This window comes from Microvirga sp. KLBC 81, from assembly GCF_003075415.1.
Taxonomy (GTDB): domain Bacteria; phylum Pseudomonadota; class Alphaproteobacteria; order Rhizobiales; family Beijerinckiaceae; genus Microvirga.
The window spans coordinates 143,993-164,081 of the sequence record NZ_QDAH01000003.1 but is presented as its reverse complement, the minus strand read 5'-3'; the positions used below and the strand labels follow the sequence as shown (position 1 = coordinate 164,081).

Annotated in this window: 23 protein-coding genes; 17 read left to right on the top strand and 6 right to left on the bottom strand. The window is 63.5% G+C overall.

The genetic code is table 11. From position 1 onward, the window contains the following. Window positions 1-24 precede the first annotated feature (24 nt). Entirely contained in the window at window positions 25-717 is a 693-nt protein-coding gene (locus DC522_RS03595) for a glutathione S-transferase family protein (protein WP_116527330.1), read from the bottom strand. Between the two features lie 178 nt (window positions 718-895). On the opposite strand from DC522_RS03595, the gene DC522_RS03590 reads away from it, so the two are divergent. Both DC522_RS03590 and DC522_RS03585 read left to right on the top strand, forming a co-directional pair. Continuing rightward, window positions 896-1,693, top strand: coding sequence for an undecaprenyl-diphosphate phosphatase (locus tag DC522_RS03590; protein WP_116527329.1), 798 nt, complete (start codon window positions 896-898; stop codon window positions 1,691-1,693). A gap of 3 nt (window positions 1,694-1,696) precedes the next feature. Beyond that, window positions 1,697-1,942, top strand: a complete 246-nt coding sequence (locus DC522_RS03585; RefSeq protein ID WP_116527328.1) for a hypothetical protein — start codon at window positions 1,697-1,699, stop codon at window positions 1,940-1,942. A gap of 3 nt (window positions 1,943-1,945) precedes the next feature. Here DC522_RS03585 and nth read toward each other — a convergent pair whose 3' ends face one another. Further along, complete coding sequence (nth, locus tag DC522_RS03580; protein WP_116527327.1) at window positions 1,946-2,689, bottom strand: endonuclease III; 744 nt, start codon at window positions 2,687-2,689, stop codon at window positions 1,946-1,948. A 20-nt stretch (window positions 2,690-2,709) separates the two neighbouring features. On the opposite strand from nth, the gene DC522_RS03575 reads away from it, so the two are divergent. The 3 genes from DC522_RS03575 (at window position 2,710) to DC522_RS03565 (ending at window position 5,390) form a co-directional block, all read left to right on the top strand. Then, on the top strand, window positions 2,710-3,222 hold the full coding sequence (locus DC522_RS03575; protein ID WP_116527326.1) for a DUF2244 domain-containing protein: 513 nt from the start codon (window positions 2,710-2,712) through the stop codon (window positions 3,220-3,222). A 71-nt stretch (window positions 3,223-3,293) separates the two neighbouring features. After that, complete coding sequence (locus DC522_RS03570; RefSeq protein ID WP_116527325.1) at window positions 3,294-3,653, top strand: hypothetical protein; 360 nt, start codon at window positions 3,294-3,296, stop codon at window positions 3,651-3,653. 828 nt (window positions 3,654-4,481) lie between these two features. Then, window positions 4,482-5,390: a bifunctional helix-turn-helix domain-containing protein/methylated-DNA--[protein]-cysteine S-methyltransferase gene (locus DC522_RS03565; protein WP_116527324.1), complete on the top strand. Its 909-nt coding sequence runs from the start codon at window positions 4,482-4,484 to the stop codon at window positions 5,388-5,390. Window positions 5,391-5,535: 145 nt separating this feature from the next. Here the strand turns inward: DC522_RS03565 and DC522_RS03560 are convergent, their stop codons facing one another. Beyond that, the gene (locus DC522_RS03560) at window positions 5,536-5,826 is read right to left on the bottom strand and encodes a GIY-YIG nuclease family protein (RefSeq protein ID WP_116527410.1); all 291 of its coding nucleotides are present in this window, start codon (window positions 5,824-5,826) and stop codon (window positions 5,536-5,538) included. A gap of 444 nt (window positions 5,827-6,270) precedes the next feature. Between DC522_RS03560 and DC522_RS37170 the strand changes: the two genes are divergently transcribed. The 12 genes from DC522_RS37170 to DC522_RS03500 all read left to right on the top strand — a co-directional run bounded on the left by DC522_RS37170 (window position 6,271) and on the right by DC522_RS03500 (window position 15,869). Further along, window positions 6,271-6,498 (top strand): helix-turn-helix domain-containing protein, encoded by a 228-nt coding sequence (locus tag DC522_RS37170; protein ID WP_116527323.1) that lies wholly within the window; start codon window positions 6,271-6,273, stop codon window positions 6,496-6,498. Beyond that, entirely contained in the window at window positions 6,495-6,740 is a 246-nt protein-coding gene (locus DC522_RS03550; protein WP_116527322.1) for a hypothetical protein, read from the top strand. The genes DC522_RS37170 and DC522_RS03550 overlap by 4 nt, the downstream gene beginning before the upstream one ends. A gap of 230 nt (window positions 6,741-6,970) precedes the next feature. Continuing rightward, a complete protein-coding gene (gene dnaK, locus DC522_RS03545; RefSeq protein ID WP_116527321.1) occupies window positions 6,971-8,890 on the top strand; it encodes a molecular chaperone DnaK in 1,920 nt (639 codons plus the stop codon). Window positions 8,891-9,076: 186 nt separating this feature from the next. Beyond that, window positions 9,077-10,216, top strand: a complete 1,140-nt coding sequence (gene dnaJ / locus DC522_RS03540) for a molecular chaperone DnaJ (RefSeq protein ID WP_116527320.1) — start codon at window positions 9,077-9,079, stop codon at window positions 10,214-10,216. Between the two features lie 66 nt (window positions 10,217-10,282). Then, window positions 10,283-10,906, top strand: a complete 624-nt coding sequence (locus DC522_RS03535; protein WP_116527319.1) for a class I SAM-dependent methyltransferase — start codon at window positions 10,283-10,285, stop codon at window positions 10,904-10,906. After that, entirely contained in the window at window positions 10,903-11,643 is a 741-nt protein-coding gene (pyrF, locus tag DC522_RS03530; RefSeq protein ID WP_116527318.1) for an orotidine-5'-phosphate decarboxylase, read from the top strand. Before DC522_RS03535 ends, pyrF begins: the two co-directional genes overlap by 4 nt. Window positions 11,644-11,696: 53 nt before the next feature. Further along, complete coding sequence (locus DC522_RS03525; protein ID WP_116527317.1) at window positions 11,697-11,984, top strand: DUF1330 domain-containing protein; 288 nt, start codon at window positions 11,697-11,699, stop codon at window positions 11,982-11,984. A 3-nt stretch (window positions 11,985-11,987) separates the two neighbouring features. Then, the gene (locus tag DC522_RS03520) at window positions 11,988-12,293 is read left to right on the top strand and encodes a DUF1330 domain-containing protein (RefSeq protein ID WP_116527316.1); all 306 of its coding nucleotides are present in this window, start codon (window positions 11,988-11,990) and stop codon (window positions 12,291-12,293) included. A gap of 225 nt (window positions 12,294-12,518) precedes the next feature. Further along, window positions 12,519-13,325 (top strand): 4-hydroxy-tetrahydrodipicolinate reductase, encoded by an 807-nt coding sequence (gene dapB, locus DC522_RS03515; protein ID WP_116527409.1) that lies wholly within the window; start codon window positions 12,519-12,521, stop codon window positions 13,323-13,325. A 188-nt stretch (window positions 13,326-13,513) separates the two neighbouring features. Continuing rightward, window positions 13,514-14,134 (top strand): 2,3-bisphosphoglycerate-dependent phosphoglycerate mutase, encoded by a 621-nt coding sequence (locus DC522_RS03510; RefSeq protein WP_116527315.1) that lies wholly within the window; start codon window positions 13,514-13,516, stop codon window positions 14,132-14,134. Between the two features lie 141 nt (window positions 14,135-14,275). Next, window positions 14,276-14,896, top strand: a complete 621-nt coding sequence (locus tag DC522_RS03505; RefSeq protein WP_116527314.1) for an alpha-ketoglutarate-dependent dioxygenase AlkB — start codon at window positions 14,276-14,278, stop codon at window positions 14,894-14,896. 34 nt (window positions 14,897-14,930) lie between these two features. Continuing rightward, complete coding sequence (locus DC522_RS03500; protein ID WP_116527313.1) at window positions 14,931-15,869, top strand: hypothetical protein; 939 nt, start codon at window positions 14,931-14,933, stop codon at window positions 15,867-15,869. Between the two features lie 5 nt (window positions 15,870-15,874). On the opposite strand, the gene DC522_RS03495 is transcribed toward DC522_RS03500, so the two are convergent. From DC522_RS03495 to DC522_RS03485, 3 genes are read right to left on the bottom strand one after another with little or no spacing between them, the layout of a single operon-like run. Further along, window positions 15,875-16,510 (bottom strand): trimeric intracellular cation channel family protein, encoded by a 636-nt coding sequence (locus tag DC522_RS03495; RefSeq protein WP_245443935.1) that lies wholly within the window; start codon window positions 16,508-16,510, stop codon window positions 15,875-15,877. After that, the gene (gene grpE, locus DC522_RS03490; RefSeq protein ID WP_116527312.1) at window positions 16,511-17,134 is read right to left on the bottom strand and encodes a nucleotide exchange factor GrpE; all 624 of its coding nucleotides are present in this window, start codon (window positions 17,132-17,134) and stop codon (window positions 16,511-16,513) included. It abuts the gene before it with no gap. A gap of 60 nt (window positions 17,135-17,194) precedes the next feature. Then, window positions 17,195-19,942 (bottom strand): [protein-PII] uridylyltransferase, encoded by a 2,748-nt coding sequence (locus DC522_RS03485; RefSeq protein WP_116527311.1) that lies wholly within the window; start codon window positions 19,940-19,942, stop codon window positions 17,195-17,197. Window positions 19,943-20,089: the final 147 nt, after the last annotated feature.

Below are 20,089 nucleotides of genomic sequence, written 5' to 3'. Positions count from 1 at the left end.
GTTCCCGCTTGTTCTGATCAGATCCTAGAAATCCAGGTTGTCGTAATGGTCCGCCGGCGCCATGCCCGGCACCCGGTCCGCCAGGAGCGCGCGAAACGACGGCCGGGATTTTACCCGGGCGTACCAATGCTTCGCCGTTTCGTCCTCTTCCCATGGCACGTCGCCGAGATAATCCACTACAGAGAGATGGGCAGCCGCCGCCAGATCCGCATAGGTCATCTGGTCGCCGGCCAGCCAATTCCGCTTGGAAATCAGAAAACCGATATATTTCAAGTGGTATCGCACATTGGCCCGCGCAGCGCGAATCGCGCTCATGTCCGGCGGACCGCCGCCCAGTTCGATGGGCATGAACCGCTTGTAGATCTTTTCCGTGGCAAGGTACTCCGAGACCTCTTCGTGGAACTTGACCAAGAACCAGTCGAGCAGGCGGCGGACCTCGACCCGCTGCGCCAGACCCTGCGGCAATAGCCTGCGGTCTTTCAGGGCCTCTCCCTTCACATCGTCTAGGTAATCCGCAATTCCCCGCGCCCCCGGGACGGCCAAGCCGTTATCATCCACCAGCAACGGGAGATTGCCGGCCGGATTGATCTCCAGGAAGGGGATGCGCCGATCCCACGGCTTCTCCTCGACAGGATCAGGCTCAAGGCCCGTCTCCGCCAGGATCAGGCGCGCAAACCGCGAATGCGGGCAAAAGGGATAGGAATGCAGGGTGGCCATGAAAAGTGTCAGACGCGAAACAAGCGGCGAGAATAAGGCCTTGCTCCGTTAACGGGCGGTAAGGAATTTTGGTGAATCTCATGTCCCAGACGCATGAAGGCGGCCTTGTTGCTGCAATGCTTTCTTGACACGTCCGGGAGCGCTCCTGCATCTGGCGCCGGCTTAAGGATTTTCAACGATGGCAAACATCATCGAGGCGCTCTTCCTCGGCCTCATCGAGGGGCTGACCGAGTTCCTGCCGGTCTCCTCCACCGGGCATCTCCTGCTCGTGGGACATTTCTTGGGATTTCAATCCACGGGCAAAACCTTCGAGGTCCTGATCCAGCTGGGCGCGATCCTTGCGATCCTCTCGGTCTATTTCAGCAAGCTTTGGACCATCGCCAAGGCCCTGCCGTACGATCCGGATGCCAGACGCTTCGTGGTCGGCGTCGTGGTCGCCTTCCTGCCGGCGGCCCTCATCGGCGCGGTGCTGCACGGCTTCATCAAGGAAGTGCTCTTCAACCCTTGGATCGTCTGCATGACCCTGATCGCGGGCGGCTTCGTGCTGCTCCTGGTCGATCGGATGCCGTTTCAGGCCACCCAGGACGATGCGACCCGCTTCCCCCTTTCCATGTACCTGAAGATTGGCTTGCTCCAGTGCCTCGCCATGATCCCCGGCGTGTCGCGCTCGGGCGCCACCATCGTAGGCGCCATGCTGATGGGCGCCTCGAAGCGGGCGGCGGCGGAGTTCTCCTTCTTCCTCGCGCTGCCCACCATGGCGGGGGCCTTCACCTACGACCTCCTGAAGAACTACAAGATCCTGTCGGCCGATGACGCCGTCACCATCGTGGCGGGCTTCATCGCCGCCTTCATCGCCGCCGTGGTGGTGGTGAGAACGCTGCTCGCCTACGTCTCCCGCCATGGCTTCACGCCCTTCGCCTATTGGCGGATCATCGTCGGCGCGGCGGGCCTTGCCGGCCTCATCGCCTTCGGATGAGCCATGCTGGAACGCACCGAATTCTTCGCGGTTCTGCTGGCCGCTGTCGTGGCTCTCGTGATCGTGGCCTTCGCCGTCGTCGCGGGAGCCTCCGCGCCTCTTCAGGCGGAAGGACAAGCGGTACAGGAGCCCACCTGCTCCGAATGGACCGACGGCTGCATCGTGTGCGCCCGGACCCCGCAAGGGCTGGCCTGCTCGACGCCCGGCATCGCCTGCGTGCGCCAAGCGCCGCGCTGCCTCAAGCCGTAAGGCTTACGGAATCGTCTTGTCCGGATAGCGGCAGAGGTCGTTGACCGGGCAGCGCCAGCATTCGGGCTTGCGCGCCTTGCAGATGTAGCGCCCGTGCAGGATCAGCCAGTGATGAGCGTGGAGCAGATATTCCTTCGGGATCAGCTTCTCCAGCGCCACTTGCGTCTCGAGGGGCGTCTTGGTGATCACAAGCGGCAGGCGGTTGGCGACACGGAAGATATGCGTGTCGACGGCAATGCGCGGATCGCCGTAGGCGATGTTGACCACCACGCTCGCGGTCTTGCGGCCCACGCCCGGCAGGGTCTCCAGGATCTCGACGGAGTTGGGCACCTTGCCCCCGAACTCCTCGACGAGGCGCTTCGACATCGCAATGACGTTCTTGGCCTTCGTGTTGAAGAAGTTCAGCGTCCTGATGTGCTGACGAAGCCCCTCCTCGCCGAGCGCCAGCATCTTCTGCGGCGTGTCGGCAACGCGAAACAGTTGCCTAGTCGCCTTGTTGACGCCGACGTCCGTCGCCTGCGCCGAGAGCGCCACGGCAACGAGCAGCGTATAGGGATTGGTGTAATCGAGCTCGCCCTTCGGCTCCGGGTTCGCCTCCTTGAGGCGCCGGAAGATTTCGATCATGGTAGCCCGGTCGACGGGCTTAGGGCTCCGCAAGCGGACAGCTTTGGCAACGGCCTTGGCCGGAACGGCAGGGCTCGATTTGGGCTTCGTTGTGCGGCGGGGGGACGGCTTCAGATCGGACATTCCCGCGTTATATCTGGACCATGGCAGGCAGCAAGGCGACATTTGATGACGAAGCCGACCGGTTCGAGAAGCCGGTGTTCTCGGCCGTCATTCGCCCCCATCGGTCTTTGAGCCCTCAAGGGTTCAAGACTATGATGGCGCTGGTGTGCCTGATATCCGTCATCGCGAGCCTGCCCTTCGTGATCATGGGCTTCTGGCCCGTCGCGGGCTTCTTCGGCCTCGACTTCCTCGGCCTCTACATCGCCTTCCGCGTCAGCTACCGGCGGGGCCAAGCCTTCGAACTCCTGGAACTCACACCGATCCGGCTGCTCCTGCGAAAGGTGAGCGAGCGGGGCGAAGCGCGCGAATGGCAGTTCAATCCGCTCTGGACCCGCCTCGACCGGGAAGCGGATGATGAGTTCGGCCTGCAGAAACTGGCGCTCACCTCCCGTAACGAGCACGTGGTGATCGCCCGCGATCTCTCACCCGAGGAGCGGGAGACCTTGGCCGACGCCTTCGGCCGTGCGCTCTCGGACGTGAAGCGGGGCTATTGAAGCCGTCAATTTCGAGAGCATCGATTCCCGTAATATTGTAGCTATAATCATCGGCTGAAAAGGATATCCCGATGAACCGCCTGCTCCCGACCCTGCTCCTCGGAACAATAGCTGCTGGCCTGTCCGCTTGCGTCACCACCTCCGACAGGCGGGAAGATCTGAAGGTCGTGTTTCATGATCAGATCAAGGCCTGCTACAGGCTTCCCAAAGAGGCGGCTGGAGCAGAGCCGGTTATCGTGGAGGTGCGTTTGAAGTCGAACGGGGCTCTCGAACGGCAACCTGAAATCATTCGCGGCTCACCCAATTCCTTTGCCGCCAAAGGAGCCCTGCGTGCCCTCGACGAATGTGCGCCTTTCAGGATCCCAACGGAATGGGCTTCTCGCCATGGCGAATGGAAGGTGATGCACATCCAGTTCGACACGACCCGGTAAGGCCGAGTCTTCGGGTGACGTCTTCGGGCATGCCCAATTCACTGCGCACAGGGACGATTGAACGAGCTTGTCAAAGAGCCAGCGCCTTTAGCCTCGGGGCTGACAAGCCCCGAGGTCGCCGCGACCGAGGGAGGCGCGGGACGCGTTCGGCTTCGCAGGCCCCGGCGGAGCGCGCGAAAGATGTTCGGGGCGGGAGAGATCCGCCCGGACTCGGGAAGCGCAACGCGTCCCGCGCGCAGATCGTGAAGGGGCTCCGGCCTCGCGCTCCGGCACCATCAGGGACGAACCCTCAGAGGCGCTTTACGGCGCTTGTCGCGCAGCCTCGGGCTTGACCCGGTGCTGGCGAGGCTGACAGGTCGCCGACGGAGCCTGCCCGATCAGGTTTGTCCGCCACGTGCCCGCACTCGTCCTCCCTGCGGAATCAGGCTTGCGAGACCTGGCCGCCGGATCTGCATCCGCCGCCACGACCGACGCCTCGGGCGCGTCCCTCGTGCTGCGGACGCGTTCATATATGGCCGAGCTTAGGACAAAAGTCAAGAACAAAAGCAGAACATTCCTCTGCTGCCTCCGCCGTCATCCCCGGCCTTGAGCCGGGGATCCCGCCTGCATGAGACGTAGCGTCCTTCGGATCGGGATGGCCGGGACAAGCCCGGCCATGACGAGGTGGAAACGGCACAGAGCAAAAAGGCGGGGGTGGCCGGGACTGATCCCCGGATCAAGTCCGGGGACGGCCATGACGAGGAGTGTGGAGCGGGTGAGACCCACCACAGAAATCGGGTGTCGCCTCCTCCTGGAACCTCCTAGAGTGAGCCTCAAGAGGAAAACGCCATGCTCGATACCTTGCGCGACATCACCATCGAACCGGGCCATCTCATCCAACCGGAGGAGCCTCAAGCCGATTATGAGCGGGTGCGCCGGATCATTGCGTTCATCTCCGAGCGCTGGCGGGAGCAGCCCTCCCTGGAAGCCATCGCCGACCATGTGGGGCTCTCCACCACCCATGTGCATCACCTCTTCCGACGCTGGGCGGGCTTGAGCCCGAAGGCCTTTCTCCAGGCGATCACTCTCGACAACGCCAAGACGCTCCTGGCGGATTCCGCGAGCGTGCTCGACGCCACCTACGAGCTCGGTCTCTCAGGCCCGGCCCGGCTGCACGATCTCTTCGTGACTCACGAAGCCATGACGCCGGGCGACTACAAGGCAGGCGGCGCAGGCCTCACCATGCGCTACGGTTTCCACCCCTCCCCCTTCGGCGAGGCGGTTCTGGTGGCGACTGAGCGGGGCCTTGCCGGCCTCGGCTTCGTGGATGACGGCGACCGTGAGGCAGCGCTCGCCGACTTGACCCGCCGTTGGCCCAAGGCCGAGTACGTGGAGGACGCGGCCGCCACCGCGCCGCTGGCGCGGCGCATCTTCAACCCGACCCAGTGGCAGGCGGAGCAGCCCCTGCGGGTCGTGCTGATCGGCACGGATTTCGAGGTGCGGGTCTGGCAGACCCTGCTGCGCATTCCCCGCGACAAGGCCACCACCTATTCCGACATCGCCCGCCATATCGGCAAGCCAGCCGCCTGCCGGGCCGTGGGCGCGGCGGTGGGCCGGAACCCCATCTCCTTCGTGGTCCCCTGCCACCGGGTCCTCGGCCGCTCCGGCGCGCTCACCGGTTATCATTGGGGCCTCACCCGCAAGCAGGCGATTTTAGGGTGGGAAGCCGGGCGGGGTTTGGGTGGAGGCGAGGCTTAGCGCATTGGATCGACCGCCTGTCAGTTGATGGTTCCACCTTCGTCATGGCCGGGCCTGTCCCGGCCATCCCGATCCGGACAAGCGCTGCGTCTCGCCGAATCGGGATCACCGGCCCAAGGCCGGTGATGACGTGGGAGGCGGAAGCTCAAGCATTCAGCTCTTCGTATAGATCGCGCCAAGTCGGATTCATCTCAAGGATCAAGTTGGTTTTCCAGGCGCGCGGCCAACGCTTGATCGAGGTCTCCCGCTGAATGGCATCGGTGACGCTCGGATAGCTTTCGTAATAGACGAGCCGGTCGATCCTGTAGCGCCGCGTATGCTCACCACCGTATCCCGTCTTATGCTCCCACACGCGCCGGGAAAGGTCGTTGGTGACGCCGATATAGAGAGCGCCGCCTGGCCGGCTCGCGAGGATATAGACGTAATAGAGTCTCATGAAGCCAGAGTGGATGGCCTTGCTGACAATTGCAAGCGGCACCGCCCCACCCCCGTCATCACCGGCTCTGGGCCGGCGATCCCGATACGGTGAGGCGCGGCGCTTTTCAGATCGGGATGGCCGGGACAAGCGTGGCCATGACGGGGGGCTTCGTTCAATCGTCGAGCTGCGCACCGCCGCCCTGTCATCACCGGCCTTGGGCCGGTGATCCCGATTCGGCGAGACGCTGCGTTTTTCCGGATCGGGATGGCCGGGACAGGCCCGGCCATGACGAAGTGAGTGCTCATGACACTCTCAGAATGGGAAGCAGATCGGCCTCGCTATACTGGTTTCCGCCGATGGTTGAGACTTCTCCAGATTCCCTAAAACAGAGAATATTCCGGCTTTTTGGGAAATTACATAAAATTGCATATTTGATCGGCTGTCTCGCAATAAGGCGGCTTCATGAGATCGATTTATACAACTCAGCAGGAAACGCTTTGCATGCTGCTAAGGCATGCTCGGAAAAAGGCTGGCCTTACACAAGTCCAGTTGGAAAAGCGTCTCAGAGCTTACAGAGGCTATGTCAGCAAATACGAAAATGGTGAGCGTGAGCTTACGTTGAGGGAACTCTTGGAGATCGCTGAAGCCCTGGGCATTGATCCTCTCTCCATCATGAAGCCCAATTCATGAAAACCCATCCGAATCGAACCCGCGAAGCCAAGCTCTGGCGCGATCTCGACCCCGCCCAAACCGCCCGCATCATGGCGGAGTGCTACGGCGAAGGAGCCGGGGCAGAGGTGCTGCTTCGGGCATTTCTGGAGGAGCGGGACATGAACCCGGCCGCTGTCCGATTCTGGCTTAGAGTTTATCAGGGCCTCAAGGGAGAGGAGGATTCGGGCAGTTCCAAAGTCTCTCAAGAGCGTAAACGGTAAAGGGATCAGCACCTTACCCCTATTGCAGCCCGGCAACAGGGGCAAACTCTCATGCAATGAAGCCAACTAGCCTTCAGGATCGTCTTGCAGCGTTTGAGACCCCTTCTTATATCAGCGCCAGCAGGGCCGTTCCGGTTCGGGGCGGATCTGATTAAGTCATTCAACATGTAAGCCATGGGCCGAGCTGCTTTTAGGGCTCGACGGTCTGCTTGAAAGTGAGGGATCCCGCCATGGGTAAGGTCATTGGTATCGACCTCGGCACCACCAATTCCTGCGTCGCTGTCATGGAAGGCACGACGCCCAAAGTCATCGAAAACGCGGAAGGCACCCGGACGACCCCGTCCATCGTGGCCTTCACCGATGAAGGCGAGCGCCTCGTCGGCCAGCCGGCCAAGCGCCAGGCGGTCACGAATCCGTCGCGCACCTTCTTTGCCATCAAGCGCCTGATCGGGCGCACCTTCGAAGACCCCATGACCAAGAAGGACATGGGCCTCGTTCCGTATCACATCATCAAGGGTCCGAACGGCGACGCGTGGGTCGAAGCCGACGGCAAGCAATATTCGCCGTCGCAGATCTCCGCCTTCACCCTGCAGAAGATGAAGGAAACCGCAGAGGCCTATCTCGGCCAGCCGGTGACGCAGGCCGTCATCACGGTTCCCGCCTATTTCAACGACGCCCAGCGCCAGGCCACCAAGGACGCGGGCAAGATCGCCGGCCTTGAGGTCCTGCGCATCATCAACGAGCCGACCGCTGCGGCCCTGGCCTATGGCCTCGACAAGAAGCAGTCCGGCATGATCGCGGTCTACGACCTCGGCGGCGGCACCTTCGACGTGTCGATCCTCGAGATCGGCGACGGCGTGTTCGAGGTGAAGTCCACCAACGGCGACACCTTCCTCGGCGGTGAAGACTTCGACATGCGCCTCGTCGAATACCTCGCCTCCGAGTTCAAGAAGGAGCAGGGCATCGACCTCACGAAGGACAAGCTCGCCCTTCAGCGCCTGAAGGAAGCCGCCGAAAAGGCGAAGATCGAGCTGTCCTCAGCGTCCCAGACCGAAATCAACCTGCCCTACATCACGGCGGATGCGTCCGGTCCGAAGCACCTCGCCCTCAAGCTCTCGCGCGCCAAGTTCGAGCAGCTCGTGGACGACCTCGTGCAGAAGACGATCGAGCCCTGCCGCAAGGCCCTCAAGGACGCCGGCATCTCCGCCGGCGACATCGACGAGGTGGTTCTGGTCGGCGGCATGACCCGCATGCCGAAGATCCAGGAAGTGGTGAAGAGCTTCTTCGGCAAGGAGCCCCACAAGGGCGTGAACCCGGATGAGGTCGTGGCCATCGGCGCTGCGATCCAGGCGGGCGTGCTCCAGGGCGACGTGAAGGACGTTCTGCTCCTCGACGTGACCCCGCTCTCGCTCGGCATCGAGACGCTCGGCGGCGTGTTCACCCGCCTGATCGAGCGCAACACCACGATCCCGACGAAGAAGAGCCAGGTCTTCTCGACCGCGGAAGACAACCAGAATGCGGTGACCATCCGCGTCTTCCAGGGCGAGCGCGAGATGGCGGCGGACAACAAGCTGCTCGGCCAGTTCGACCTCATGGGCATTCCGCCCGCACCGCGCGGCGTGCCGCAGATCGAGGTGACCTTCGACATCGACGCGAACGGCATCGTGAACGTCACGGCGAAGGACAAGGCCACCGGCAAGGAGCACCAGATCCGCATCCAGGCGTCGGGCGGTCTGTCGGATGCCGACATCGAGAAGATGGTGAAGGACGCCGAGGCTCACGCCGAGGAAGACAAGAAGCGTCGCGAGCTTGTCGAGGCGAAGAACCAGGGCGAAAGCCTGATCCATGCCACCGAGAAGTCGCTTGCCGAGTACGGCGACAAGGTTGGAGAGTCCGACAAGCAGGGCATCCAGACCGCCATCGACGCGCTCAAGCAGGCTCTCGCCGGCGAGGATGCCGAGGTCATCAAGGCCCGCACCACGGACCTGATGCAGGCTTCCATGAAGCTGGGAGAAGCCATGTACGCGGCTCAAGCCAATGCTGGCGAAGGCGGCGAGCAGGCATCGAGCGGCGAAGAGGCCAAGAAGGACGACGTCATCGACGCCGACTTCCAGGAAGTCGACGAGGGTGACAAGAAGAAGCGCGCCTAAAACGATGCGCACGTCTTGAGAGAATTCGGCACCCGGTTTCATGGCCGGGTGCCGTTTTCGTGAAATGGCTTGAAACAACAATGACCGATCGATCGACCCATCACCACGATGCAACAGGCCGCGCTGAGCGCCGGGGTCCGACCGGCAGGATGACGGAGCGCTTGTGCGCTCCCAGGGGCACCTGACATGTCCAAGCGCGATTACTACGACGTTCTCGGCGTTACGAGGACCGCGACCGAAGCGGAGATGAAATCCGCCTTCCGCAAGCTCGCGATGCAATATCACCCGGACCGCAATCCGGGCGACCACGAGGCCGAGCTCAAGTTCAAGGAAATCAACGAGGCCTATCAGACCCTCTCCGATGCGCAGAAGCGCGCGGCCTACGACCGCTATGGCCACGCGGCCTTCGCCAATGGCGGCGGCGCGGGTCCCGGCTTCGGCGGCGATTTTTCCGATTTCATGTCGGACATTTTCGAGAACTTCTTCGGCGATGCCGGCGGACGCGGCCGAAGCCGTGGCACGGGTGGGCGCGAGCGTGGCGCGGACATGCGTTACAATCTCGAGATCACCCTCGATGAAGCGTTCCACGGCAAGACCGCCGAACTGAAGATTCCCACCTCCATCACCTGCGAGGCCTGCTCAGGCTCCGGCGCGAAGCCGGGCTCGAAGCCGAAGACCTGCCCCACCTGCGGCGGCGCGGGTCGCGTACGGGCAACCCAGGGCTTCTTCTCCATCGAACGCACCTGCCCGAACTGCCATGGACGCGGCGAGGTGATCGACGACCCGTGCGCAGCTTGCGGCGGCGCGGGCCGCGTGACGCGCGAGCGCACGCTCTCCGTCAACATCCCGGCGGGCGTGGAGGATGGAACGCGCATTCGCCTGGCTGGCGAAGGCGAGGCAGGCCTGCGCGGCGGGCCGCCGGGGGATCTCTACATCTTCCTCTCCATCAAGCCCCATCCGTTCTTCCAGCGCGACGGCGCGGACCTGTTCTGCCGTGTGCCGATCTCCATGGTGACGGCAGCGCTCGGCGGCGAGTTCAGCGTGCCCACTTTAAGCGGCTCCGAGGCCCTCGTGAAGGTTCCCGAAGGCACCCAGACCGGCAAGCAGTTCCGCCTGAAGAGCAAAGGCATGCCGGTGCTGCGCTCGCGCGATGTGGGTGACCTCTACATCCAGGTTGTTGTGGAAACTCCGCAGAAGCTCTCCAAGCGCCAGCGCGAGCTTCTCGAGGAGTTCGACAGGGAATGCTCGAAGGAAAATCACCCCGAGAGCTCAGGCTTCTTCTCGCGTTTCCGCGAGTTTCTCGACGGACTTGGCGGATCAAGTTAGCTTGACGCTGCTTTCCTTTGAGTTCTAAACAACCCTTGTGATCCGCCCGCTTGAGGGGTCTTCCCAGTGCTTCAGTCGTTCCAACGGCCCACGACCCGGAAACTGCCCTTCAAGAAAGACCGATTCCAGGACGAAGCGCGTTTCCTGCGCTCCTGGCTCGAACGCCCCCTGGTTGTCGGCGCCGTGACTCCATCGGGCAAGGTCCTGGCGCGGACCATGGCGTCTTACGTCGATCCCCGCATTCCAGGGCCCGTCATCGAGCTGGGCCCCGGCACGGGCCCGGTGACCGATGCCCTGATCCGGCGCGGCGTGGCCCAGGAGCGGCTGATCCTCGTCGAGTTCAACCCCGAATTCTGCCAGCTCCTGAAGCGCCGCTTCCCGAAAGCAACGATCGTTCAGGGGGATGCCTACGATTTGAAGGAAACGCTGTCCGGCATCCTGAAGGAGCCAGCGGCCGCCACAGTGTCGAGCCTGCCGCTCTTTACCAAGCCCATGGATCAGCGCCTGGATTTGCTCGAGACCGCGCAGAAGCTGATGCATCTGAACGCGCCCTTCATCCAGTTCACCTATGCCGTCGTGCCGCCGATCCCGGCACGCTCGCACTCTTACAAAGCCAGAGCCTCGAACCGCATCTGGCGCAACCTGCCCCCGGCCCGCGTCTGGGTTTACAACAAGGTCAATCATCCATGAGCAACGGTTTGTCTCCTTCCGCGAATCCCGTTTCAGGGGGAGACATCCGCGACAGGCTCATCATCGGCCTCGATGTTCCGAGCGTCGAGGAAGCGCGCTCCATCGTGACGCGCATCGGCGATGCAGGCACCTTCTACAAGATCGGCTATCAGCTCGCTTACGCGGGCGGCTTCGAATTCGCGCGCGAGCTGATCGGCCAGGACAAGAAGATCTTTCTCGATCTCAAATTGCATGACATCGGCAACACGGTGGAAGAAGGCGTACGTTCCATCGCGCGCATGGGCGTGACGTTCCTCACCGTGCACGCCTATCCGCAGACCATGCGCGCCGCCGTTGCCGGAAAGGCCGGATCGGATCTGAAGATCCTCGCCGTCACGGTGCTCACCTCTTACGACGACAACGATCTGATTGAGGCGGGCTATGCGCCCGTGTCGGCCGCGGAACTCGTCGCCCGTCGCGCAGGCCAGGCCCGCGACATCGGCATCGACGGCATCGTCTGCGCCGCCACCGAGGCCGAGCGCGTGCGCGCCATTGTCGGTCCGGACCGCTTCATCGTCACGCCCGGCATTCGCCCAACAGGCGCAGATGCCGGCGACCAGAAACGCATCGTCACGCCGGGCGAGGCCATCCGCAAGGGCGCCACGCATCTTGTCGTGGCGCGTCCCATCGTCAAAGCGTCGGATCCGCGCGCGGCGGCAGAGGCCATCGTGCGGGAGATGGGCGACGCGAAGGCTTGACGCATCGCGCCTCCTGGCGTTCGCTGCCCCACCCCAACAAAGAGGAACTCTCCATGCCCAAAGGCTATGTCATCGCCCGCGTCACCGTCACCAACCCTGAAGCCTACGCCGAATATGCCAAGGGCGCCACGGCAGCGATCAAGCAATATGGTGGACGCCCGCTGGTGCGCGGCGGAGCCTACGAGGCGCTGGAGGGCGAGGCCCGCCCCCGCAACGTCGTGATCGAGTTCGATTCCGTCGAGCAGGCCCGAACCTATTACAACTCTCCCGAATATCAGGCCGCGAAGGCAAAGCGCGAGGGCGCTTGCGTCGCCGAGTTCGTGCTGGTCGAAGGAGCCTAAGCGATGCCAAAGGGTTATTGGATCGGCCGGGTCGACGTCTCCAACCCGGATGCCTATCAGAACTATGTGAAGGCCAATGCCGTGCCGTTCGCCAAGTTCGGAGCCCGCTTCCTGGTGCGCGGCGGCGGCTACCGGGTGGCGGAAGGCGAGGCGCGCGCCCGCAACGTGGTGATCGAGTTCCCGACCTACGAGGCGGCCCTGGCCTGCTGGGACTCGCCTGAATACCAAGCCGCCAAGGCCGAGCGGGACGGCCATGCCGTGGCCGACATCATCATCATCGAGGGTTATGAGGGCCCGCAGCCGGGTTGAATCCCTATCCCGTCATGGCCGTCCCCGGACTTGATCCGGGGATCAGTCCCGGCCATCCCGATCCGAAGGACGCTACGTCTCATGCAAGCGGGATCACCGGCACAAGGCCGGTGATGACGTCGTGGAGAAGGTCTCAGTCCGGCCATGACGACAAAGGGCTTTCTCGAAGGTGGCTTAAGCCGCTATATGCCTTGCGCAGACAATAGGAGAACGAGCATGAGCGAAATGCGACTTGTCGTGGTCGGAGCGGCCGGGCGCATGGGGCGCATGCTCATCAAGGCCGTGGCCGAGGCGCAAGGCTGCCGCCTCGTAGGCGCCATTGGGCGGGAGGGCTCTCATGCGCTCGGGCAGGATGCGGGCGTGCTTGCGGGGCTTTCTCCGCTCGGCGTGAGCGTGACCGCCGATCCCCTCCCGGTCTTCGCCAAGGCCGATGGCGTTCTCGACTTCACATCGCCCGCCGCCACCGTATCCTTCGCGGGGCTCGCCGCCCAGGCGCGCATCGTCCATGTGATCGGCACCACCGGCTTGCAGGAAGACGATTTCACCAGGCTCGAAGCCGCCGCCCGGCATGCGCGCATCGTCCAGTCCGGCAACATGTCGCTCGGCGTGAACCTGCTCGCCGGCCTCGTGCGGAAGGTCGCTGCGACGCTCGGCGAAGATTTCGACATCGAGATCCTCGAAATGCACCACCGCATGAAGGTGGATGCTCCCTCCGGCACGGCGCTTCTCCTCGGCGAGGCGGCTGCGGAAGGCCGCAGGATTTCCCTCAAAGACCGTTCGGTGCGAAGCCGCGACGGACATACCGGAGCGCGCAATGCCGGCGATATCGGCTTTGCGACCCTGCGCGGCGGCTCGGTGGTCGGCGACCACACGGTGATCTTCGCCGGCGCCGGCGAGCGCCTGGAGCTGTCGCATCGGGCCGAGGATCGCAGCATCTTCGCCCGCGGCGCGGTGAAGGCTGCGCTCTGGGGCTTCGACAAGAAGCCCGGGCTTTATACGATGGCCGATGTGCTCGGCCTGAAGGATTTGTAGCGTTTCTTCCCTCCCCCCCTTGCGGGGAGGGATTGAGGGTGGGGGTCGCAAAGTCAAAGCTCTGCGCTTGAATTGCTGGAGCAATTAGGCTGATACAGCATCGACTGATCGATCTCTCACCCGGTCGTACCACCCCCACCCCTACCCCTCCCCGCAAGGGGGAGGGAACAAAGCGGAGAACGCCTCGCATGGATCGCCTTCTTGTGCTTGCCCGCCACGGCCAGAGCGAATGGAACCTCAAGAACCTGTTCACCGGCTGGAAGGATCCGGGCCTGACCGCTCTCGGCATCGAGGAGGCGCGCACCGCCGGCCGTCGCCTGAAGGAGATGGGCGTGCAGTTCGATGTGGCCTTCACCTCCGACCTGTCGCGCGCTCAAGCCACCTGCAAGCTGATCCTTGAAGAAATCGGCCAGCCGGATCTGAAGACCTTTGCCGACCAGGCGCTCAACGAGCGCGATTACGGCGATCTCTCCGGCCTCAACAAGGACGATGCCCGCGCCCGCTGGGGTGAGGAGCAGGTTCATATCTGGCGCCGCTCCTACGACGTGCCCCCTCCCGGCGGCGAGAGCCTGAAGGACACGGTGGCCCGCGTGCTGCCCTACTACATCCGCGAGATCCTGCCCCGCGTGATGCGCGGCGAGCGCGTGCTCGTGGCGGCCCACGGCAATTCCCTGCGCGCCCTCGTGATGGTGCTCGACGGCCTGACCGCCAAGACGATCCCCAGCCTCGAGCTCGCGACCGGCATCCCGCTGGTCTATCACCTCAACACCGACACGACGGTCGCCAGCAAGGAAGTGCTGGAGGGATAAAGGGCCTTTCGCATTTTCCCCTGTCATGGCCGGGCTCGTCCCGGCCATCTCATTTTGGAAGGGTGCTGCGCTTATTTGCATCGGGATCACCGGCACAAGGCCGGTGATGACAGGCGGAGACGGAACGTGCCAGATAGGGTCATGCCCTCCATCACCCTTAGCCCCGGTGTCGTCTACTACCCGGATTACTTGGATCGCTCCGCGCAGGAGCAGCTTCTGCAAGCCTTGCGCGAGATCACGCGGGTCGCCCCCCTCTTCACGCCACGCATGCCGCGCACGGGCAAGCCCTTCTCCGTCCGCATGACCAATTGCGGACGGCTCGGCTGGGTCTCCGACATTGAGGGCTATCGCTACCAGCCGAGCCACCCCGAGACAGGAAGACCCTGGCCTGCCATACCGGAGCGGGTGCAGCAGGCCTGGTCCGAGTTGAGCGGTTATCCGCACCCGCCCGATGCCTGCCTGATCAACTTCTACGAGCCGGCGGCACGGATGGGGCTGCACCAGGACAAGGACGAGAAGGAATTCGCCGCGCCTGTCGTTTCCCTCTCTCTGGGGGACACCGCCCTGTTCCGTTATGGCGGGCTGGAGCGCAAGGACCCGACCCGTTCAATCCGCCTGAAATCCGGTGACGCGATCGTGTTCGGCGGGCCGGCGCGCCTGATCTATCATGGCATCGACCGGCTGATCCCCGGCAGCTCGGACTTGCTGCCGCAGGGAGGACGGCTCAATCTCACCTTGCGCAAGGTGGAAGAGCCGCTTTAGCCTGACAGCCACAAAGAACGCTCAAGGGGCCTCCATGAAAGCTCTTTCTGTTGCCGCTTTCGGCTTCATCCTCTCGGTCCAGGCGGCCTTGGCCGCCGAGCCCGTTTTTCCGCCCGCCTCGCGGATCGGCATCGTTCCGCCGCAGGACATGGCCCTGTCGAAGCGCTTCAGCGGCTTCGAGAACGAGGAGCGGGCCGCCGTGATCACCTTCGCGGAAATGCCGGCCCAAGCCTTCGATCAGCTCTCCTCCGGGCTCACGAAAGAGGTGCTGAAGAGGCAGGGGCTGGAGGTGAAGTCCCGCGAGAATGTGAGGCTCGGCTCCAAGAATGCCATTCTCGTCAGCGGGACCATGACGAGACCCGAGATAGGCCGCAAATGGCTCCTCGTGATCAAGGATGACGCCATGACCGGTCTCGTCGTGGCCCAGGTTCAGGGCGGCCAGGACGGCTACAGCGATGCGCAGATTCGCGACGCCCTCAAGAGCGTTGCCCTGCGCCATGACGTGTCCCTGGACGAACAGATCTCCGCCCTGCCCTTCCGTCTCGGCGAGAAGGCGGGTTTCAGGCCTGTGCGTGTGATGGCCGGCAATTCCGTGCTGTTCACCGATGGTCCGAAGGACACGATCAAGTCCGTCGAGCAGCCGATCATGATCCTGGCGACCTCTCTCCACCCCCCGCCGCCTCCTGGCGAGCGGCGCAAGCAATTCGCCCAGACCGCCCTCTACTCGAACCAGGTGCTGAAAGACATCCGCATCGAGCGCTCGGAATCCTTCCGTCTGAAAGGCCAGGACTGGCATGAGATCGTCGCCAGGGCTACGGAAGCAGAATCGGGCCAGCCTATCGTCGTGATGCAGTCGATCCGCTTCGACGGCGACCGTTACGTGCGCATGGTCGGCCTCACGCGCGAGGAGCAGCGGGATCAGAACCTGCCGCGCTTCCGCGCCATCGCCGATGGGGTCGAGACGAACTTTTGAGAAAACTACTCCCGGCTTGGGAAGGTCGGGAGAGACCACCCGCGCAGGATGGCAAGTGCCCGCAATCCGAAGGCAGCGGCAAAACCTGCTGCTGCACTCAACGAGGGCGGAAGGCCGATGGCCTGCAGGGTGACGGCGACGGCGGCGCCCAGGGCTGCCGCCGTGACATAGATTTCCTGCCGCAGGACGAGCGGCGTGATGCCTGCGAAGATGTCGCGAATGATGCCGCCGAAGGTGGCGGTAATCGTGCCGAGCGCGATGGCCGACAAGGCGGGGACGCCGGCGGCCATCGCCTTGGCCGCGCCGGTGATGGCAAAGAGCGCGAGCCCCAGCGCATCCGCCCAGAGGAGCACGCGGCCGCGCCGCCCGCCCTCCAAGGCCGCCACGTTCTTCGGACCGAGGGCGAAGACGATCTCGGCAACGATCAGGCAGACGAGCACATCGGTGGGATCGCCCACCCAGAAGACCGGCCTCGTGCCGATGAGGAGATCCCGCACCGTCCCACCGCCCACGCCCGTGAGGGTGGCAAGCAGGGCGAAGCCGAACGGGTCCATGCCCTTGCGGGCCGCCATCAACGCGCCCGTGAGCGCGAAGACGGCGACGCCGATGGCTTCAAAAGGAAGGTGCTGGAGAAGATCCACTTAAGAAGCGGAGGAAGAGTTTTCGGCAGCCTCGGAGCCCGCGCCGTTGGCCGGAGCCTTGGGACCGCCCTTGGCCACGCCAACCAAGGCCGGACGCAGCACGCGGTCGCCGATCACGTAACCGGATTGGACCACCTGCACCACCGTACCGTTCGGCACGTCGGGGTTCGGCACCTCGAACATGGCCTGATGCACGTTCGGATCGAACTTCTGGCCCTGTGGGTCGAGCTTCTTCACGCCGTGGCGCTCCAGGGTCTTGAGAAGGTCGCGCTCGGTCAGGTCGATGCCCTCGAGGAGGCCCTTGAAGGCGCCTTCGGCCGAGGCCTTCGCATCCTCCGGAACGCTCTCGATGGCGCGGCGGACGTTATCGGCCACGTTCAGCATGTCGCGGGCGAAATTGGCCACCGCGTAGGTGCGGGCATCGGCCATCTCGCGCTCGGTGCGGCGGCGCAGGTTCTCCATGTCCGCCATGAGGCGCAGGAGCTTGTCCTTCAGATCGGCCTTTTCAGCCTCGAGTACGGCCACCGGGTCAACCTGGGGCGCAGCGGCAGCCTCGGTTTCGGCGCCGTTGGCGGGTTCGGCCTGGGGATTCATGTTCTGGTTTTCCGTGTCGTTCGGATTCATGGTCGATCAACTGGGATAGGGAAAGGGTCAGGGCACATATCAGGTCGAAGCGCTCACAAATCAAGCGCTCCGCTTCTGGGGCTGCTCCGCTTCCTCGGTCTTGAAGACATCGAGCAGGGTCCGGCGAATCGTGGCCTGACGACCGGCATGGGTCACCTTGGTGCCCGTCAGGTCCGTCACATAGAACACGTCCACCGCCTTCTCGCCGAAGGTCACGATATGGGCGGAGGCGATGTTGAGGTTGAGCTTTCCGAGCGCCGTCGTGAGGTCATAGAGCAGGCCGGGCCTGTCGAGGCCGGAGATCTCGATGACGGTCTGGCGGCTCGACAAAGAGTTATCGATGGTGACCTCGGGCGGCACGTTGAAGGCCCGTGAAGGCTTGGACGGCCGCTTGCTCTCTACGAGATCGGCGATCTTCACCTCTCCCTTCAGCGCCCGTTCGATGGCCCTGGCGACGCGCTCCGCGCGGCGCAGCTCGTCCTCGTCCCGGTCGAAGGCGCGCGAGAGCACGATGGTATCGAGCGCCATTCCGTCCGTGGTCGTGAAGATCTGCGCATCCACGATGTTGCCGCCCGCCGCCGCGCAGGCGCCGGTGATGATGGCGAGCAGACGCGGATGGTCGGGGGACAGGACGGTGAGCTCAGTCACACCGCGGAAGTGATCGGTTTCGTAACAGGTGGCGACCGTGCGTCCGTCCCTGTCGGCGGCGCGCACGAAATGCGCCTGCTTCACGCGCCGCTCATCATCGGTCTTCAGCCAATAAGCCGGCGTGTGGCGCGCCGCATATTGTTCGAACTCCTCGTCCGGCCAATCGGAAAGCGCGCTGCGCAACTGTTCCTGCGCAAAACGGACGCGATCGGAGCGCGCGATATCCGCCGCGCCGCCGCCGAGCAGCACTTCGGTTTCATAATAGAGCGTGCGCAGCAGCTGGCCCTTCCAGCCCGTCCATGTGCCAGGGCCCACCGCCTTGATGTCCGCGATGGTGAGCACGAGCAGGAGCTTCAAGCGCTCCATGGTCTGCACCACGTCGGCGAAGCTCTTGATGGTGGAGGGATCCGACAGATCGCGGCTCTGTGCCGTGTTCGACATGAGCAGGTGATGCTCGACAAGCCACGCCACAGTATCCGTCTCAGCATCCGTCAACCCGAAGCGCGGCCCGAGCTTGCGCGCAATCGCAGCGCCCGCAATCGAGTGATCCTCCGGGCGTCCCTTGGCGATGTCGTGCAGGAACACGGCGACATAAAGTGCGCGGCGGTTCTGAATCGTATTGAAAATCTGGTTGGCGAGCGGATGCTCGTTGCCAAGATGTCCCGCCTCTATTTCCGTGAGCACACCGATGGAGCGGATGAGATGCTCGTCCACCGTATAGTGGTGATACATGTTGAACTGCATCATCGCGACGATGCGGCCAAAATCGGGAATGAAGCGGCCGAGCACGCCCGCCTCGTTCATGTGCCTTAAAACCACCTCCGGCGCGTTCTTGGAGGTGATGATGTCGAGGAAGAGCTTGTTGGCCTCGGGATCCCGGCGCAGGTTCTGTCCGATGAGCTTCAACGAACGGGTGGCAAGCCGCGTGGCATCAGGATGGATCGGCAGATTATGCTTGTCCGCGAGCCAGAACAGGCGGATCAGGTTGACGGGATCGCGCCCGAACGCATCCTCGTTCTTCACGTTGATGCGATCGTTGTCGATGATGAAATCGTCCCCCGCGAGCGCCCCACCGCGACGGCGGCGGAAACGGCCGAACACCCGGTCGAGCATCGGCCGCTTCTTCGTCTGGCGCGCTTCGAGTTCGGCGCAGACGATGGCTGTGAGATCGCCCACGTCTTTCGCGATGAGGAAGTAAGTCTTCATGAAGCGCTCAACCGCCGACAGGCCACCGCGCGGCGCGACGCCGATGCGCTCGGCGATGACCCGCTGCAGATCGAACGTGAGACGCTCCTCGGCGCGACCGGTTGCGAAATGCATGTGGCAGCGCACGCGCCACAGGAATTCCTCGCAGCGCTGGAAGAGCTTGAACTCCTCGGGTGTGAAGAGGCCCGCCTTCACGAGCTCCTTCGGCTTCTTCACCTGGTAGACGTATTTGCCGATCCAGAAGAGCGTGTTGAGGTCGCGCAAGCCCCCCTTGCCGTCCTTCACATTGGGCTCCACGAGATAACGCGAGGCACCAGCCTTCGCCACCCGCGCATCGCGTTCCTTCAATTTCGCGTCCACGAATTCCGGGGCGGAGATCGCAACGATCTCCTTGTCGAAGCGCTGCACGAGCTCGTCGAACAGCGCACGGTCGCCAAAAAGGAAGCGAGCCTCGAGAAGCCCCGTGCGGATCGTCATGTCGGCCCTGGCCTCTCGAATGCAGTCCTCTGCCGAGCGAGTGGCGTGACCGACCTTGAGCTTCAAGTCCCACAGGGCGTAGAGCATCGCCTCGACGACACTCTCGCTCCAGGCCGTCTGCTTGTAAGGCAGGAGAAAGAGCAGATCGACATCCGAACCTGGAGCCAGGGTCCCGCGCCCGTAGCCGCCTGTCGCCACGACGGCGATGCGCTCGCCCGAGGAGGGGGTCCCGGCAGGATAGAGATGCTTCACCACAGCGTCGTGCACGAGCTGGACAAGATCGTCCATATGCGTCGAGAGATACTTGGCGCAGACAAGGCCGTCCTGGGTATCCAGAAGCTGCTGCTCTCCCCTCGCCCTTCCCTCCTCAAGGTAGAGCTTGAGTTCGGGCACGAGCCTGGCCCGCAGCTCCCCCGCATCGCGGAGGGGCCTGTCGCCGAGAGCCTTCAGGATAGCATCGGGGGTCTGGAGCGCCATGGAACAACCATCGTCGAAACTCGTTCCGGCTTATCACTCCCGATGCCTCTCCCCAAGAGTGGACTGGACTTATCCGGTAAGAAGGATAGGGTGTTCTTTATAAGAAATTTTGTTTGACTTAGAAAACGATCAGTTCCATAAAAAGAA

Coding starts and splice junctions, on each gene's coding strand:
- DC522_RS03595 (WP_116527330.1), bottom strand. CDS start 717: ATGGCCACCCTGCATTCCTATCCCTTTTGCCCGCATTCGCGGTTTGCG.
- DC522_RS03590 (WP_116527329.1), top strand. CDS start 896: ATGGCAAACATCATCGAGGCGCTCTTCCTCGGCCTCATCGAGGGGCTG.
- DC522_RS03585 (WP_116527328.1), top strand. CDS start 1,697: ATGCTGGAACGCACCGAATTCTTCGCGGTTCTGCTGGCCGCTGTCGTG.
- nth (WP_116527327.1), bottom strand. CDS start 2,689: ATGTCCGATCTGAAGCCGTCCCCCCGCCGCACAACGAAGCCCAAATCG.
- DC522_RS03575 (WP_116527326.1), top strand. CDS start 2,710: ATGGCAGGCAGCAAGGCGACATTTGATGACGAAGCCGACCGGTTCGAG.
- DC522_RS03570 (WP_116527325.1), top strand. CDS start 3,294: ATGAACCGCCTGCTCCCGACCCTGCTCCTCGGAACAATAGCTGCTGGC.
- DC522_RS03565 (WP_116527324.1), top strand. CDS start 4,482: ATGCTCGATACCTTGCGCGACATCACCATCGAACCGGGCCATCTCATC.
- DC522_RS03560 (WP_116527410.1), bottom strand. CDS start 5,826: ATGAGACTCTATTACGTCTATATCCTCGCGAGCCGGCCAGGCGGCGCT.
- DC522_RS37170 (WP_116527323.1), top strand. CDS start 6,271: ATGAGATCGATTTATACAACTCAGCAGGAAACGCTTTGCATGCTGCTA.
- DC522_RS03550 (WP_116527322.1), top strand. CDS start 6,495: ATGAAAACCCATCCGAATCGAACCCGCGAAGCCAAGCTCTGGCGCGAT.
- dnaK (WP_116527321.1), top strand. CDS start 6,971: ATGGGTAAGGTCATTGGTATCGACCTCGGCACCACCAATTCCTGCGTC.
- dnaJ (WP_116527320.1), top strand. CDS start 9,077: ATGTCCAAGCGCGATTACTACGACGTTCTCGGCGTTACGAGGACCGCG.
- pyrF (WP_116527318.1), top strand. CDS start 10,903: ATGAGCAACGGTTTGTCTCCTTCCGCGAATCCCGTTTCAGGGGGAGAC.
- DC522_RS03525 (WP_116527317.1), top strand. CDS start 11,697: ATGCCCAAAGGCTATGTCATCGCCCGCGTCACCGTCACCAACCCTGAA.
- DC522_RS03520 (WP_116527316.1), top strand. CDS start 11,988: ATGCCAAAGGGTTATTGGATCGGCCGGGTCGACGTCTCCAACCCGGAT.
- dapB (WP_116527409.1), top strand. CDS start 12,519: ATGCGACTTGTCGTGGTCGGAGCGGCCGGGCGCATGGGGCGCATGCTC.
- DC522_RS03510 (WP_116527315.1), top strand. CDS start 13,514: ATGGATCGCCTTCTTGTGCTTGCCCGCCACGGCCAGAGCGAATGGAAC.
- DC522_RS03505 (WP_116527314.1), top strand. CDS start 14,276: ATGCCCTCCATCACCCTTAGCCCCGGTGTCGTCTACTACCCGGATTAC.
- DC522_RS03500 (WP_116527313.1), top strand. CDS start 14,931: ATGAAAGCTCTTTCTGTTGCCGCTTTCGGCTTCATCCTCTCGGTCCAG.
- grpE (WP_116527312.1), bottom strand. CDS start 17,134: ATGAATCCGAACGACACGGAAAACCAGAACATGAATCCCCAGGCCGAA.
- DC522_RS03485 (WP_116527311.1), bottom strand. CDS start 19,942: ATGGCGCTCCAGACCCCCGATGCTATCCTGAAGGCTCTCGGCGACAGG.